This window comes from Nonomuraea sp. SBT364 (genome assembly GCF_001083785.1).
GTDB lineage: Bacteria > Actinomycetota > Actinomycetes > Streptosporangiales > Streptosporangiaceae > Nonomuraea.
In genome coordinates this window covers 1-14,836 of sequence record NZ_LAVL01000019.1, presented here as the reverse complement: position 1 = coordinate 14,836, position 14,836 = coordinate 1, and the positions used below count along the sequence as shown (strand labels likewise).

General features: G+C 71.0%; 13 protein-coding genes. 6 read left to right on the top strand and 7 right to left on the bottom strand.

Annotated features, from left to right (window positions below):
* Positions 1 to 21 precede the first annotated feature (21 nt).
* Both ADY59_RS51250 and ADY59_RS12100 read right to left on the bottom strand, forming a co-directional pair.
* On the bottom strand, positions 22 to 1,389 hold the full coding sequence (locus ADY59_RS51250) for a hypothetical protein (protein WP_197093567.1): 1,368 nt from the start codon (positions 1,387 to 1,389) through the stop codon (positions 22 to 24).
* Positions 1,390 to 1,495: 106 nt separating this feature from the next.
* Positions 1,496 to 4,567: an AfsR/SARP family transcriptional regulator gene (locus ADY59_RS12100; protein WP_049561544.1), complete on the bottom strand. Its 3,072-nt coding sequence runs from the start codon at positions 4,565 to 4,567 to the stop codon at positions 1,496 to 1,498.
* Between the two features lie 150 nt (positions 4,568 to 4,717).
* On the opposite strand from ADY59_RS12100, the gene ADY59_RS12095 reads away from it, so the two are divergent.
* The gene (locus ADY59_RS12095; RefSeq protein WP_231618674.1) at positions 4,718 to 5,401 is read left to right on the top strand and encodes a M15 family metallopeptidase; all 684 of its coding nucleotides are present in this window, start codon (positions 4,718 to 4,720) and stop codon (positions 5,399 to 5,401) included.
* Between the two features lie 15 nt (positions 5,402 to 5,416).
* On the opposite strand, the gene ADY59_RS12090 is transcribed toward ADY59_RS12095, so the two are convergent.
* Complete coding sequence (locus ADY59_RS12090; RefSeq protein ID WP_049561542.1) at positions 5,417 to 8,053, bottom strand: DUF7825 domain-containing protein; 2,637 nt, start codon at positions 8,051 to 8,053, stop codon at positions 5,417 to 5,419.
* Positions 8,054 to 8,138: 85 nt separating this feature from the next.
* Positions 8,139 to 8,717, bottom strand: coding sequence for a TetR/AcrR family transcriptional regulator (locus ADY59_RS12085; protein ID WP_231618673.1), 579 nt, complete (start codon positions 8,715 to 8,717; stop codon positions 8,139 to 8,141).
* Between the two features lie 73 nt (positions 8,718 to 8,790).
* On the opposite strand from ADY59_RS12085, the gene ADY59_RS12080 reads away from it, so the two are divergent.
* Genes ADY59_RS12080 through ADY59_RS12070 form a run of 3 tightly spaced genes read left to right on the top strand, consistent with a single transcriptional unit; the run spans position 8,791 to position 10,497 of the window.
* Complete coding sequence (locus tag ADY59_RS12080; RefSeq protein ID WP_197093566.1) at positions 8,791 to 9,267, top strand: DUF6463 family protein; 477 nt, start codon at positions 8,791 to 8,793, stop codon at positions 9,265 to 9,267.
* 35 nt (positions 9,268 to 9,302) lie between these two features.
* Positions 9,303 to 10,055: an alpha/beta fold hydrolase gene (locus ADY59_RS12075; RefSeq protein ID WP_063780637.1), complete on the top strand. Its 753-nt coding sequence runs from the start codon at positions 9,303 to 9,305 to the stop codon at positions 10,053 to 10,055.
* Entirely contained in the window at positions 10,042 to 10,497 is a 456-nt protein-coding gene (locus ADY59_RS12070) for a MarR family winged helix-turn-helix transcriptional regulator (protein WP_049561535.1), read from the top strand. The genes ADY59_RS12075 and ADY59_RS12070 overlap by 14 nt, the downstream gene beginning before the upstream one ends.
* Positions 10,498 to 10,694: 197 nt before the next feature.
* Here the strand turns inward: ADY59_RS12070 and ADY59_RS47495 are convergent, their stop codons facing one another.
* From ADY59_RS47495 to ADY59_RS47485, 3 genes are read right to left on the bottom strand one after another with little or no spacing between them, the layout of a single operon-like run.
* Positions 10,695 to 12,098 carry an FG-GAP-like repeat-containing protein gene (locus ADY59_RS47495; protein ID WP_053174686.1) on the bottom strand — a complete coding sequence of 468 codons (1,404 nt, stop codon included), beginning with the start codon at positions 12,096 to 12,098 and terminating at the stop codon, positions 10,695 to 10,697.
* A gap of 41 nt (positions 12,099 to 12,139) precedes the next feature.
* Positions 12,140 to 12,460: an FG-GAP-like repeat-containing protein gene (locus ADY59_RS47490; RefSeq protein ID WP_053174683.1), complete on the bottom strand. Its 321-nt coding sequence runs from the start codon at positions 12,458 to 12,460 to the stop codon at positions 12,140 to 12,142.
* Complete coding sequence (locus ADY59_RS47485) at positions 12,457 to 13,698, bottom strand: peptidoglycan DD-metalloendopeptidase family protein (protein WP_082310041.1); 1,242 nt, start codon at positions 13,696 to 13,698, stop codon at positions 12,457 to 12,459. The genes ADY59_RS47490 and ADY59_RS47485 overlap by 4 nt, the downstream gene beginning before the upstream one ends.
* 213 nt (positions 13,699 to 13,911) lie before the next feature.
* Between ADY59_RS47485 and ADY59_RS12055 the strand changes: the two genes are divergently transcribed.
* Complete coding sequence (locus ADY59_RS12055; RefSeq protein WP_049561532.1) at positions 13,912 to 14,244, top strand: YnfA family protein; 333 nt, start codon at positions 13,912 to 13,914, stop codon at positions 14,242 to 14,244.
* Positions 14,245 to 14,290: 46 nt separating this feature from the next.
* On the top strand, positions 14,291 to 14,836 hold a 546-nt coding region (locus ADY59_RS12050), incomplete at its 3' end, for an Fpg/Nei family DNA glycosylase (protein ID WP_331459482.1).

Genomic DNA, 14,836 nt, shown 5'->3' with positions numbered 1-14,836 from the left:
GTACTGAGAATCAGGAGTGCGTCAGCGCCAGTTGCCGGCGATGGGGATGTCGCCGGGGTTGCCGAAGTGGAAGCCGATTTCGGCGTCGCCGGGGGTGTTGTCGTTGCGGAGGTAGAAGTAGCGGGTGTCGGGGCGGTAGACGCCGATGGTGGTGTAGCGGTCGCTGTTCCAGTTGCCGGTCAGGGGCCGGTCGTCGTGGCTGCCGTACTGGATGATGCGGGGGTTGGCGGTGCTGACGTCGGAGTTGATGAGGTAGAAGCTGGCGGTGGCGGGGCGGTAGACGCTGACGGAGTCGTCTCCGTCGCCGTCCCAGTCGCCGACGACGGGCTGGTCCTGGTTGTTGTTGCCGAAGTGGATGGTGCGGTCGGCGGGGCCGGCCCAGTTGTTGTTGCGCAGGTAGAAGGTGGAGTTGCTGGGCCGGTAGACGCCGACGGTCTCGTCTCCGTCGCCGTCCCAGTCGCCCGCGATGGGGATGTCGCCGGGGTTGCCGAAGTGGAAGCCGATCTCGGCGTCGCCGGGGGTGTTGGAGTTGCGCAGGTAGAAGTAGCGGGTGTCCGGGCGGTAGACGCCGACGGTGCTGGTGCCGTTGCCGTCCCAGTCACCCACCAGAGGCTTGTCATCGATGTTGCCGAACTGGACCGTGATGTCGGCGGGACCGGCCCAGTTGTTGTCACGCAGGTAGAAAGTGGCGTTGGACGGCCGATAGACGCCCGCGGTGTCCGAGGCGGTCTTCGACCACAGCCGGTTGGCGATGATGACCGCGTCGCCGGCCTGTTCGGCGTAGCGGCCCCGGTATTCGGCGGCCGGGCGCTGCACATCCGCCGCGACCTCGCCGATGGGCGCGTTGTTCCACGACCCGTTGGGATAGAAGCGCTGCATCGTGTCGAGGAACATGTTGGTGGCGGTCATCGGATTGGTCCGTTCGGCGTGGCTGCCCCAGGTGTCGCGCTGCTGGAAGAGCCCGACCGAGTCGAGGTCGCCGCCGTCGAGGTTGGCGATGCTGGTCTCGACGATCACGGTGGCGATGGCGATGGCGGCGGCCCGCGGGTTGAGCCCCCGGTTGCGGACCGCCTGCACCACGGCCCGCGCGCAGGAGGTGTTGTACGCCGTCATGTAGCCGCGCATCTTGCGGCTCAGCAGCGGGTTGAGCGCGGCGGCCATGGCGCCGTCGGCCGCCGTCGGGCCGCCGGACACGCAGGGCAACGCGGCCAGCGCGGCGATCTGCTGCGGGGATAAGTCCGGCGGATCGGTCGGGGCGGCGACCGCGACCCCCGCCGGCATGAGTGCGGTGAGGGCACCGGCGGTCAGGACGACGACCGCTGCGCGAAGCCGAGGCTTGCGCGTGGGAACGGGGCGCGAGGCGGGCGAGCCGGCTGCGAGGTGACGCATCAGATCCTCCGTGGTGTGAGCGGGCGCTTGTCGCGCCTGCCGACCACGGTCGATGCGGCCTCTTCAGCTTGGCTGCAGCACGCCTGTAGGGCGGTGGGGTCCGGCTCTAATGATGCGACCTCACGTGGCGTTCTTCGAGGTCACGACCCGGCTCTCCGGGCGGCGCGGCCAGTTCGTCCTGCTCGCGGCTGCCGTAGCGGCGGAAGGTCTCGACCGCCGTCGCGCGCAGTTCGTCGGCCTGGCCGAGCTCGCCGCACCGGCGGTGGACCTCTGCCCGGTCCCGGTCGGTGCGAGCCCGGAACAGCTCCAAGCCCATCGCGGCCCACTGCTCACGCGCCGCGTCGAGGTGGGTCGCGGCCAGATCCAGCTCGTCCCTGGCCAGGTGCAACTCGCCGATGGTGCGGGTGGTCAGGGCCGTGCCGAAGCGGTCGCCGAAGGCGACGCACACCGCGAGCGCCTCACGCAGGGCTCCGGCCGCCGGCGCGAACTCGCCCCGCCTGACCTGGATCTTCGCCAGGCACTGCAGCCCGTACGCGATGAGCAACCGGTCCTGGCTCTCCCGGAGCACGGCGATCGCCTTCACGGCGAGAGGCTCGGCCCGGTCGAGGTCGCCACGCGCCCGGTGCACCATCGCCATCGAGCGAAGGACGAGGCCCTCCCCGCGGGCGTCGCCGATCCGGCGGTAGGCCGCCAGCGCTTCCTCCAGTGCCGCGTCAGCGGCGGAGAAGTCGCCCACCTCCCGGTTGACATACCCGATGCCGTATTTGCACTCGGCCAGACCGGACGGGTCGTCCAGTTCGGCGCACATGCCGCCGGCCTGCTCGAAGAGTTCGAGCGCGTGCCGGAACCGGCCCCGCTCCCGGTGCACGGCGGCCATCCCGAGCAGGCAGTCGGCCTGCCCCCGCAGATCGTCCTGCTCCCGGAAGATCACCAGCGCCTGGCCGTGGTACTCGGCGGCCTCGTCGAGACGGTCCTGCTCGTAGCGGAGCAGGGCGAGACCGCGCAGCAGGCTCGCCTCGCCCGCCCGGTCACCCGCCGACCGGGCGGCGTCGAGCGCGGCCGCATGGGTCCGCCACCACGCGTCGAACGTGTTGTGCAGCCGGAACGAAGGCAGCAGCGCCGCGCTCAACCGCCAGGCCGGCCGGTGCAGGCCCAACCGGCCGGCCCGCTCCACGGTCTGCACCAGCAACCACCGCTCCTGCTCCAGCCACGACTGCAGGTCGGCGGCCTGGTCAGGCGCTCCGGAGTCCAGGTCGGCGATGACGCCCAGCAGGTACCGCACCAGCCGTTCGATCGCCTGGCTCTGCTCGGCGACCGGCTCCTCCGCGTCGGCGCGTTCCTTGGCGAAGAGCCGGATGAGATCGTGCATGCCGTAGCGCGCCCGCCCGTCGGGACCCACGCCGGTCGCGTCCACGAGCTGCGCGTCGGCCAGCCGCTCGACGAGATGCTCGGCTTTGGCCTCGGTGGCGTCGAGGAGCGGGGCCAGCAGCCACGGCGGGAACTCGCCCACGGCGATCGTGCCGAGCCGGCGAAAGGCCAGCCGGAGCGGGTCGGGCAGGTTCGCGTAGCTGAGGTGCAGGCTGGCCCGGACCTCCAGGTCGCCGGCAGTCAGCTCGTCCAGGCGGCGGCGCTCGTCGCGCAGGCGGACGGCCAGCACGCTCAGCGGCCACCGCTGCCGCAGCGCCAGCCGGGCGCCGACCGCCCGCACGGCCAGGGGCAGCCCACCGGTCAGCCGGACGATCTCCGCGGCGGCCTCGGGCTCGGCCGCCACCCGTGCCCCGCCCACGAGCTGGGCGAGCAGTCGCAGCGCGGAGTCCGGCTCCAGCACGTCCAGTCCGAGGTTCGCGTCGAGGTCCAGGCCGGCCAGGGCCGCCCGGCTGGTCAGCAGCGTGGCGACGCCGCCGTGGGCGGGCAGCAACGGCCGGACCTGCTCCTCCGGCCCGGCGTTGTCCAGCAGGATGAGGATGCGCCGCCCGGCGATCCGGCTGCGGAACAGGCCGCTGAGCTCCTCCACGGGGCCGGACAGCCGGGATGCCGGTTCGCCGAGCGCGCGCAGGAACGCGCCGAGGACCTCGCGGGTCTCCTCGGGGCCGCCGCCGCGGAAGGTGGCGTACAGTTGCCCGTCCACGAAGGACTCACGCACCGCGTGCGCGGCGGCGATCGCCAGGGTGGTCTTGCCGCTGCCGGCCTTCCCGGAGATCGCGCAGCAGACCTGCCGGCCGGCCGTCACCGCGTTCATGAGGGTGGCACGCAGACTGTCCAGCTCGCCGTCGCGGCCCACCAGGCCGCCGATGGCCGGCGGCAACTGACGCGGCACCTGGGGCGCGGCCGGGGTCGGGTCCTGCGGCGGAACGGCCGCGATCGGGTCCTGCGGCTGAACGGCCGCGGGCTCGGTGTCCACCGTCACGACGACGGGCTCCGCTGGAGCGGGCACGTCCAGCGCCGGGTCGGCGGTCAGGATCGCCTGGTGCATCCGGCGCAGCTCCTGGCCGGGATCGATGCCCAGCTCCGACTGCAGCGCCTCGCGGGCCTGCCGGTAGACGTCGAGCGCGTCGGCCTGCCGGCCCAGCCGGAACAGGGCCAGCATCTGCTGGGCGCGCAGGCCCTCGCGCAGGGGGTATTTCTTGACGAGCGTGGCCAGCTCGGCCGCCAGCGGGCCGGGCAGGCCGTGCCGTAACTCCGCCTTGATGCGTTCTTCGAGAACGTAGAGGCGCAGTTCCTCCAGCCCGTCGGCGGCCTGGCGCAGCACGGGTGTCATCAGGCCGTTCAGCGCGGGCCCACGCCAGATCTCCAGGGCGGACCGCAGCAGCCGCGCCGCCTCCTCGTGGCGTCCGGCGGCGGCGGCCCGCTGGCCCTGGGCCGCCAGCGCCTCGAACCGGTTGACGTCGATGCGCTCGCGATCGACCTCGAACAGGTAGCCGGGCGGGCGGGTGACGATGATCTCGCGTTCACCGCCGTGCAGCACCTTGCGCAGGTTCGACACGTACGTGTGGACGAGCGCCCCAGCGGTGGCCGGTGGCGCGTTGCCCCACAGCGCGTCGACGAAATGTGAGATCGACACCACCCGGTTGGCCTGTAACAGCCCGGTCGCGAGAAGGGCCGTCAGCTTGTTGGCTGACAGTTCGAGCTGCCGACCATCGAGCCACACCTCGGGTGACCCCAGCAGGCGAAACTCCATGCAAATCCCCGCATTCCCCGTCAAGGCGTACACCACACCGAGTTGACAATCAGTGTGGCCGGATCGCGCCCCCTATATCAACGCAGTAAGGATCCCTGTTACAGCGGAAATACAGGGATTCTGCAGGGCAGGGGAGCAAGGTGTTGGCCGGTGCCCGAATTGAACGTGCTGGAGGACCTCGTGGCTGACATCGTGCTGCTGGCTGATGAACGCATCTCGGCGTTGCCGGTGCGCGAATGCCACGAGCCGCTGGCGGACGTGCGCGAGGCCGCCGAGATCGAGGTGGACGGCCGGCAGGCCGACTCCGAAGGCGCGTACGCCCGGGTACGGCTCGGCGTGCTGCGGCGATTGCGGCATGCCCAGTCGTCTCTGCCCCCGGGTTACCGGCTCGTGGTGGTCGAGGGATACCGGCCACCGGAACTGCAGGCGGCCTACTTCGCGGACCGGGTCGCCTTCCTGCGCGAGCAGTGTCCGCACTGGCCGGCGGCGCGGGCGCACCGTGAGGCGAGCCGGTACATCTCACCGCCGGAGGTGGCTCCGCATACGACGGGAGGCGCGGTCGACCTGACGCTGCGTGGCCCGGACGGGCGTCTGTGCTGGATGGGCACAGAGGTCAACGCCACCCCGGAGGACACACAGGAAGCCTGCTACACCGACGCGGACAACATCTCGCCGGAGGCCGCCGCCAACCGGGGGCGGCTGCGCGACGCGATGGCCGGCGCCGGATTCGTCAACTACCCCACCGAGTGGTGGCACTGGTCCACCGGCGACCGGTACTGGGCGTTCACCACCGGTGAGGCGTTCGCCCACTACGGGCCGTTGCGGGCGGGCTGAGATCGGCGGGGGCCGCTACCCGGACAGCACCTCGTACAGACGGCGAGCCTCGTGCAGCACGAGGCTCGAGCCCTTGCGCGCGGCCATCCCCGCCAGCCCGGCGATCTCGCCTCTCGCGCCCGCGAGCGTGGCCGCCCGCGCGGCGACGCCCAGCAGCTCGCCCAGCCCGGCGCGCGGCCGTTCGCCATCGGAGGGCATCAGGTCAGGAAGGGCGACGGCGAGCGCCTGCCACACCTCCGCGTGCGCGCCGGCCTCCGTCAGCTCGCCGAGTGCCGCGGCGATCCGCTTGAGCACGACGAACTCCAGCCGGATCAGCTTCACGACGGCCGCGCCGAACGCGGCGGCGGGGAACTGCCCGCGCGCGGCCAGGGTGAGCGCCGCGTCGGCCGCCGCCGCCCGCTGCTCGTCCCGCCGATGGCCCAGCCCGCTCGCGAGCACGACCGCGGTGGCCGCACCGACCGGACCGTCGCCGTGGACCAGGGCCGCCAGGGTCTCCATCCTGGGGTCGTTCGAGCTGGACAGGCCGGGCCAGGAACGTAGGAGCCAGGCGGCCACGATCTCGCGGTGAGACGGCATCATCACCGGCCACCACAGGACGTCGTGCTGATAGGACAGATAGACGTAAGGGGAGTCGAGGACCCACAGCTCCTCCAGCCAGTCCGGCAGGCCCTTAGGCGGCACGACCTTGGGCAGCAGCCGGCGGTCGGGCCTGTGGTACGCCTGCCTGTTCTGCACCACCACCCAGTCCACGACGGGATCCGGCCGGCCGCCGTCACGTAGCCAGGCGGCCAGCTCCCGGCCCGCCTGCGAGGGCAGTTTCTCCGCTCGCGCCAGCAGATCGGGATCGGTGTTCCGGGGCAGGCGCAGCAGCGCCTGCTTGAAGTCGGCGGGCAGCGGCTCGTTGCCCGCCAGCCGTTCCATGCGCGCCACCAAGGTCGCGGCATCCACCTGACCGGTGGGGGCGGTCGGCGTGGCGAGCAGCGCGGGAATCGTCTCCCCGCGCTCGAAGAGCGCGATCACCTCCTCCAGACGGTGCCGGAGGAGACGCTGGGGCGGCCAGTCCTCGGAGCCGAGGTGCGTACGCGTCCCGGCTGGCGACGCGCTCACCCGCCGGCTCTGCTCGGGCGCCACGATCGCCAGCGCGCAGCGGGCCAGCAGAGCACGGGCCCCGCGGTCATGAGCGCTGCGGTCGAACACACGAACGTCGGGGTCGCCCGGCAGCGATCGGGTCTCCTCCCACCACTGCCGCAGCGCCGAGGTCATCGCGTCGCGATCGCCATGGGTCAGCTCGACCAGCCCGGCCAGGACGCGCTCGCAGCGCAGCGGCTCGTCGATCCAGCCCAGCGCCCGCAGCTCCGCGACCAGCTCGGCCGGTGAGGTGAACGGCGGTGCGAGCCCGGGCAGCGCGGGCACCGGCAGAACGGCGGCGACCGGCCGCCCCGGCTCTGTCTCCGGCTCGTCGATCGGGCCGTAGGCAGCGGCGACGCGTTCGCGTAAGGCGCCGGGCAGCCTGGTCGCGGCCTCGCGGATCGATTCGCGGCCGGAGGCGTCCGCGTACGGGGCCAGCTTGACCGCCAGCCGTACCGCGCGCTCGCGCAGGGCAGGGGTGTCCACGTCGAACACGGCGGCGAGCGCGGGCATCGCGCCGGCGCACCTCGGCGCGGGAGTGCGCGCCAGCCACTGCACGGCGGCACGCAGGAGGCCCTTCTCCCGCCGGTACGCCAGCGCCCCGACGGCCTCGGCGAACAGCTCGTCGTCCAGCAGGTCCGCGGCCTCGGCCCGCTGCAGCTCGTCCACCGCGAGCTGCGCCAGTGACGGGCCGGCCGACGGCAGCAGGCGCACGAAGTCCAGGACGGGGATGTCCGCCGGTGCCGGCCGCAGCAGCCGCCACAACCGTACGAACGGGGTGATGTCCTCGGCCTGGCCGCCGGTCATGAACCGCCGGGCGCAGCCGGCGATGAGCGTCTCTCGCGGCACCCGGCCTCCGCCCGCCAGTTCCGCCAGCTCGCCGACGGTGCTCCGCCCCAGGTCCCAGCGCAGCTCCATGGCCAGGGGAGCGGCCACGCCCTGTGCCTCGAACAGGCGCGGCAGCAGGGCGTCGAGCAGCGGATCAGCCGCGAGGCGATTGCCGTGGACGCGCCGCCGCCATACCTGCCGCCAGACCCATCCAGCGACGAACGCGTCGCTCAGCGGCGGCTCGGCGCCCGTCTCGGACACCAGTGCGGCGACCAGCTCCCAGCCCGGCAGGCCGTCGCTGCGCCGTGAGGCCCTGCCGGTCGGCGGTCTCAGCCGGCCCGCCAGCCGGGCGGCCAGGTCGCGCCGCCATTCCAGGCTCCGGCGCCGCAGCAGGGATACGATGCGGCCGGCGTCCCGCTCGGGGTCGCGCGGCTCCCTCAGCTCCCGGCGGTTCAGCCAGGTCGCCACCTGCTCGGCCCCCGTCAGGCAGGCCGCCCCCGCCAGCCGGTATCCGGCCGCCAGCGCCTCGATCTTTAATCGGGCCTCGAATCCGCCCCGGAGCTCCTCGGCCAGATGCGCGGGAAGCTGTGCGGCGACCGCCTTCCGCCCCAGGTCGTTCAGCCCGTCCAGGAAGGTCGTCAGGTGCTCTTCGTCGCGCGCCTCGATGCGGTCGAGGACCTCCCGCCAGGGGTTCATCGGGACCCCTCGCACATACAAGCGATCATGGCCCCGAACCCTAGCCACCGGCTCCGACAATCGGCTCCGGCGAGTCCGCCGGACGTCACGGGCGCAGGAGGTATTCGCCCGCCAGTTGGACGGCTTCGCGCTTGGTGCGCCCGGGGTGGTCCACGACCATGAAGTTCCGGCCGATGGCCAGCGAGAACGCCAGGATGCTGCGCGCCTCGACCTCGTCCGGGTCGGTGACGAAGGCGCCGAACATCGTGCGCAGGAAGTCCATGCGTTCGTTGTCGATCCGCCGCAGGCGCGCCGCGACGGCCTCGTCGTGGTGCGCCCAGGCCCGGACCGCGAGGTCGACCCGGTGGAAGTCCTCCGAGAAGCTGAGCTGACCGACGCGGCGGATCCGCGCCGCGGCGTCGCCACCCTCGGCGTCGGCCTGGGCGATGAGCTCGCGGGTGCAGCGGCGCTCCCACTCGTCGAGCATCTCCGCCAGCAACGCGGGACGGCCGTCGAAGTATCCGTAGAACCCGCCTTTGGTCACGCCGAGCGTGGCGGCGAGCGTCTCGACGCGGACCGCGTCGGGCCCGCCGCGAGCGAGGGCTTCGAGGCCCGCCTCGATCCAGCGGGCTCGGGTCGTGCGGGGAACGGCGGGAATCGGGCCACCTCCGTTGATCGCGTTCAAGTTGTACGTTACCGTACACATGATTTGTACGGCACCGTATAGATCAGCGTTTCGCCAGAAAGGGGAAGTCTCGTTGAACTCCAGAAAGCCGCTGCTCCGCTGGGCGAGCGGGATCATGGTCGTGCTGGGCGCGGGGCATCTGATCCTGCTGGCCGTCATCGCCTGGGGGGACGTCACCGCCTGGGCGAGCCGGGGGATGTGGGCAGCCGTCCCGCTCGTGCTCGCCGAGGGGTCCGCCCCGACTGTCGAGTCCCTGCAGAACAAGGTCACGTTCTGGGGTGGCCCCGGAGGCTTCGGCGTGCCTCTGATCCTGCTGGGCTGCCTGATCTGGCATCTGGCCGGACGCGCGGTGGCCGTGCCGGCCTGGGCCGGCTGGGGCCTCGCCGCGTGGTGCGCGCTGGGCGGCGTCCTTCTCGTGCCGTCCCCGTTCTTCGCGGGGGTCGTCGCCGGGGCGCTCATCATCGCGGCGGCGCGGAAGGACGCGGCGGCGAGTCGCCCGCTCGCCGGCGAGCCGACACCGCTGCCGCACCGCGAGTCTCGGCCAGATTAGTTGACACGACATATATGTCGTGTAATTTAATCCTCATGACAAGTGAACCGACGCTGGTCTTCGTCCCCTGCTTCTCCGGTGCCCCGTGGGACCTTGAGCAGCTCACTCCTCTGGCCCACCGGCCCCGGCGCACCTTCCGGCTCCCCGAAGGCGTGGACGACATGGAGGCCTACGCCGACGCCGCCGCGGCCCAGGTCGCGGACCTGGACGAGTACGTGCTGGTCGGCGACTCCTTCGGGGCCAACATCGCGCTGGCGCTGGCCGTCCGCCGACCGGCCGGGCTGCGCGGCCTGGTGATGTCCGGCGGTTTCGCCGCCAACCCGATCTCCTCGCCGCTCTGGAAGTCCGCCATGCGGATCATGGGCAGGCTGCGGGGAGACCTCTACCGGCACCTGGTGCTGCGCGCGCACGCCCACCGGCTCGCCTCGCCCCACGACCGCGAGGGCCAGATCCCCTGGAGCGAGGCCGACAGCCGCCGGCTGTTCCTGGCCAACACCCCCGCCGCATCGTTCGGCGCCCGGGTCACCGCGGCACTGGCCGCCGACTACACCGAACAGCTCGACAGGGTCGGCGTACCCACTCTGATCATCACGCCGTCACACGACGAGCTCATCGGCGAGGAAGCGGCGCAGGTCATGCGAGCCGGCATCCCCGAGGCCCGCGAGATCGTGCTGGAACGGACCGGCCACATGTTCCGCTTCACCCACCCCGAAACCTACGCCCGCGCCGTCGAGGCGTTCCTGACCGAAAGAGTCGACGACCCGGCGGTGGCCGTTGCGGCCCGCTGAAGAACTCCGCTACCTGATCCTGGCCGCGCAACGGGAAGGCAACCGGCTGCTCGGCCAGGCCCTGCGGCCGCTCGGCATCACGCCGTCCCAGGCCGAGGTCATCCGCGTCCTGCAGCAGCGGGGCCCGCTGACACTCAACGGCCTCGGCGAACTGCTGGTCTGCGAGAGCGGCACCAGCCCGAGCCGGCTCGTCGACCGGCTGGTCGCCGCCGGCCTGGTCAAGCGCGATGTGGCAGCCCACGACCGCCGCCACATCGAGTTGTCGCTCACCGCGGAAGGAGCAGGGCTGAACCAGGAGATCATCGAGATCGAGGAAGACCTCTACCGGTCGCTCGACGCCGCGGCGGAAGGGCACGATCTTGAACAGCTCTTCGGCTTTCTGCGGGCCTTCGTCGGCGACCTGCCCGCGGGGCAGGCCCTGGCCCGCCGCGCCCGGCCCTGACCACGCCGTACGCCTCCCCGACACGGACAGCGGGTCCTTTCTGCCGTGCCGGCCGGGGGTGCAGGGAAGGCCACGGGCCGGTCGGTCTCGATCCGCACGCGCCGCATGGTGGGCGTGGCCTCCATCGGCTGTGCTGGTAGTGGGCCCGCCGGTGCCGGCCGCCCGGTGGTGGGCGGCCGGCACCGGCGGGGGTGAGCTCAAGCCAGGATGCGGACCGAACCGCTCCAGCCGTGGCCGACCTCACGCGGCGCGCTGCCCCACGGCTGACCGTCGTCGCGTACGAAGTTGTTGCTGTAGAGCCGCATCGTGCCACCGGCATCCACGGCCAGCAGATCGGTGAACCCATCACCGGTCACATCAGCCGGGATGATCCGAGTCGTACTGCTCCAACCGTGGCCCACCTCACGCGGCGCACTGCCCCACGGCTGACCGTCGTCCCGCATGAAGTTGTTGCTGTACAACCGCATCGTGCCACCGGCATCCACCGCCAGCAGATCCGTGAACCCGTCACCGGTCACATCAGCCGGGATGATCCGAGTCGTACCGCTCCAACCGTGGCCCACCTCACGCGGCGCACTGCCCCACGGCTGGCCGTCGTCACGGGCGAAGTTGTTGCTGTAGAGCCGCATCGTGCCAGCAGCGTCCACGGCCAGCAGATCGGTGAACCCGTCACCGGTCACGTCAGCCGGGATGATCCTGGTCGTACTACTCCAGCCATGGCCCACCTCACGCGGCGCACTGCCCCACGGCTGGCCGTCGTCACGGGCGAAGTTGTTGCTGTAGAGCCGCATCGTGCCACCGGCATCCACGGCCAGCAGATCGGTGAACCCGTCACCAGTGACGTCAGCCGGGATGATCCTGGTCGAACCGCCCCAGCCGTGACCGACCTCGCGCGGCGCACTCGCCCACGGCCGACCGTCGTCACGCGCGAAGTTGTTGCTGTAGAGCCGCATCGTGCCACCGGCGTCCACGGCCAGCAGATCGGTGAACGAATCACCCGTCACGCTGTTGCTGGGGAGTTCCGCAGGTTCCGACATGGACCAAACGGCGTTCGCGATGGCCACGCCGTCCCCAGCCTCTTCGGCGTACTTCTCGGGAAAGGCGGAGACCTGCACCTGCTGGCAGATCTGTCCGATGGGATCGTCTCGCCAGTCGAACTGGAGCATCTTGCTGAGGAACTTGTTCGTCGCGTAGACGGGGTTCAGGATCTGCTCGACCGTTCCCCAGCCCTGTGAGGGACGCTGCTGGAAGAGCCCGACGCTGTCGTCGGCGCCGTAGGTCAGGTTGCGGATGGTGGTTTCGACGATGGTGGTGGTGATGGCGATCTGTGCGGCCCGAATCGGCAGGCCACGACTCTTGACGGTGGCGATGATGACGCGGGCGCAGGACACCCGATAAGCCGTCATCGAGTCCCGCATGCGACCGGTCAGTTGCCTGTTCAGCTGCGTCGCGATGGCGGCATCGGCGGAGGTGGTTCCGTTCTTGTCGCATGGCACGGTGTCCGCTGCCTGGGCGGGAGCCGAAGACATCACGGCGATGGGCACCGAGAGGCACAGGGACAGGAGTAATCCGGTCAGGGATCGGGTGAGGGCATGTCGCATGGCTACTCCATGAACGATGAGGAAGGGCCCGGTGATGGGGGTCAAGCCAGGATGCGGACGTTGTCGGCCCAGCCGTGGCCGACCTCGCGCGGGGCACTGCCCCAGGGCTGACCGTCGTCGCGTACGAAGTTGTTGCTGTAGAGCCGCATCGTGCCACCGGCATCCACGGCCAGCAGATCGGTGAACCCATCACCGGTCACATCAGCCGGGATGATCCGAGTCGAACCGCCCCAGCCGTGGCCCACCTCACGCGGCGCGCTGCCCCACGGCTGACCGTCGTCGCGTACGAAGTTGTTGCTGTACAACCGCATCGTGCCACCGGCATCCACGGCCAGCAGATCGGTGAACCCATCACCGGTCACATCAGCCGGGATGATCCGAGTCGTACTGCTCCAGCCGTGGCCGACCTCACGCGGCGCGCTGCCCACGGCTGACCGTCGTCCCGCGCGAAGTTGTTGCTGTAGAGCCGCATCGTGCCACCGGCATCCACGGCCAGCAGATCGGTGAACCCATCACCGGTCACATCAGCCGGGATGATCCGAGTCGAACCGCTCCAACCATGGCCCACCTCACGCGGCGCACTCGCCCAGGGCTGACCGTCGTCACGCGCGAAGTTGTTGCTGTACAGCCGCATCGTGCCAGCAGCGTCCACGGCCAGCAGATCGGTGAACCCATCACCAGTGACGTCAGCCGGGATGATCCGAGTCGAACCGCCCCAGCCGTGACCCACCTCACGCGGCGCACTGCCCCACGGCTGACCGTCGTCACGTACGAAGTTGTTGCTATACAGCCGCATCGTGCCAGCAGCGTCCACGGCCAGCAGATCGGTGAACCCATCACCGGTCACATCAGCCGGGATGATCCGAGTCGAACCGCCCCAGCCATGGCCCACCTCACGCGGCGCACTGCCCCACGGCTGACCGTCGTCACGCGCGAAGTTGTTGCTGTACAACCGCATCGTGCCACCGGCATCCACGGCCAGCAGATCGGTGAACGAGTCACCAGTGACACTGTTGCCGACCCTTCGCTTGCAGCCGTTCCGGCTCTCGACGTTGCGCCACTCACCGCCGGGAGCGGGCCCGTACGCCTTGCCGTCGAACACGGCCTTGACGCGCTCAGCGCCCTCGAAACCCCAGGAAGCGCTCCCGTCGCCGTTGGCGTCGTAGCCCTGCTCGTAGTGCAGATGCGGCGTTCCGTTCGCGGTGCGGCCGGTGTGCCCGACCCGCCCGATGGTCTGCCCCTGCGTGACTCTGTCGCCCGCGCGCACGTCACGCGACTGTAGGTGGATGAACGTGGTGAAGTGACCGCCGCCATGGTCGATCTGAACCATGTGGCCGGCATCGCTGTGTTCGTACGACTGGTTCACCGTGCCGGAGGCCGGGGCGACCAGCAACGAACCTTCGGTTTCCGATTGCGGCTCGCGAACCATGTCCAGGGAGGGGGCGTGCGAGGCGTCCCAGGTGTTCAGCCGCCACTTCTGACCGCAGGGAAAGGGCAGTTGGTAGTTAGGGGCCGCCGAGGCGGGAACGGATGTCGCGACCAGACCACCGGCCACGACGGTCAGGAGCACAGCCGCGCTTGCTAAGCGTTTTTTCAGCATGTCATTCCATTTCGGAGGGGTGACACGACTTATCAGGTGGAGAAACTCCCGTCGTGCGCGTCGAAGCGCTACCGAAAATAGGCATCGACGGTATAGAGGCGGTATACGCTGCTGATTGCCCTTCCCGAAGGCTCCCGTCCGGGCTTCTACCGCCGGGCCGGCCGGTTCACCCCGCCGCTCGCGAGTGGCCTGTGATGCGCTGTACTGACGGTCATGACGATCGTCCGCTCCCTGCTGCTGTTCGCCCTGGCCGCGCTCGCCGAGATCGGCGGCGCGTGGCTGATCTGGCAAGGCGTACGTGAGCAGCGCGGCCTGCTCTGGATCGGCGCCGGCGTCGTAGCGCTGGGCTTGTACGGTTTCGTCGCCACGTTGCAGCCGGACGCCAACTTCGGTCGCATCCTGGCTGCCTACGGGGGCGTCTTCGTCGCCGGGTCCCTGGCGTGGGGCATGGTCGCCGACGGATTCCGGCCCGACCGCTGGGACGTCATCGGCGCGCTGATCTGCGTGGCCGGCGTCCTGGTGATCATGTACGCGCCACGCGGCTAGGGGCTGTACGGAGGATCCGCCCGCCGAGCCGCTGCTGGTCGGCAGGGTGAACGACAGCGCGTACCCGACGGCGCTCGACCTGCGGCTCACCGGCGCGGCGGCCCGGTTCGCGGGTAAAGCCCGGAGTATGCCCGAAGGCCACCTGATCCACCGCCACGCCCGCGAGCAGCACGAGGCCCTCGCCGGTTACGTCGTGCGTGCCTCCAGCCCGCAGGGACGCTTCCCCGCGCGGCCCTACGACGGGGGGACGCTAGCCCGGGTGGAGGCCGTCGGCAAGCATCTGCTCTACCACTTCGAGGACGGGCTTCCGGCGATCCACGTGCACCTCGGCATGCGGGGCCTCTTCCTGCGCCACGACGAGCCGGCGTCAGCGCCCCGGGGCGGCACCCGGCTGCGGCTGGCCACGGGTACGGTCGCGTACGACCTCATCGCGCCCTCCCGCTGCGAGTCCCTCGACTCGCGGGGCGTGGCCGCCCTGTTCGCCTCGCTGGGGCCGGACCCGCTGCGTGAGGACGCGTCCGCGACGGAGGCGGTGCGGCGGCTGACCGCGTACCGGGGGGCGGTGGGAGCCGGGGTGCTCGATCAGAAGGTG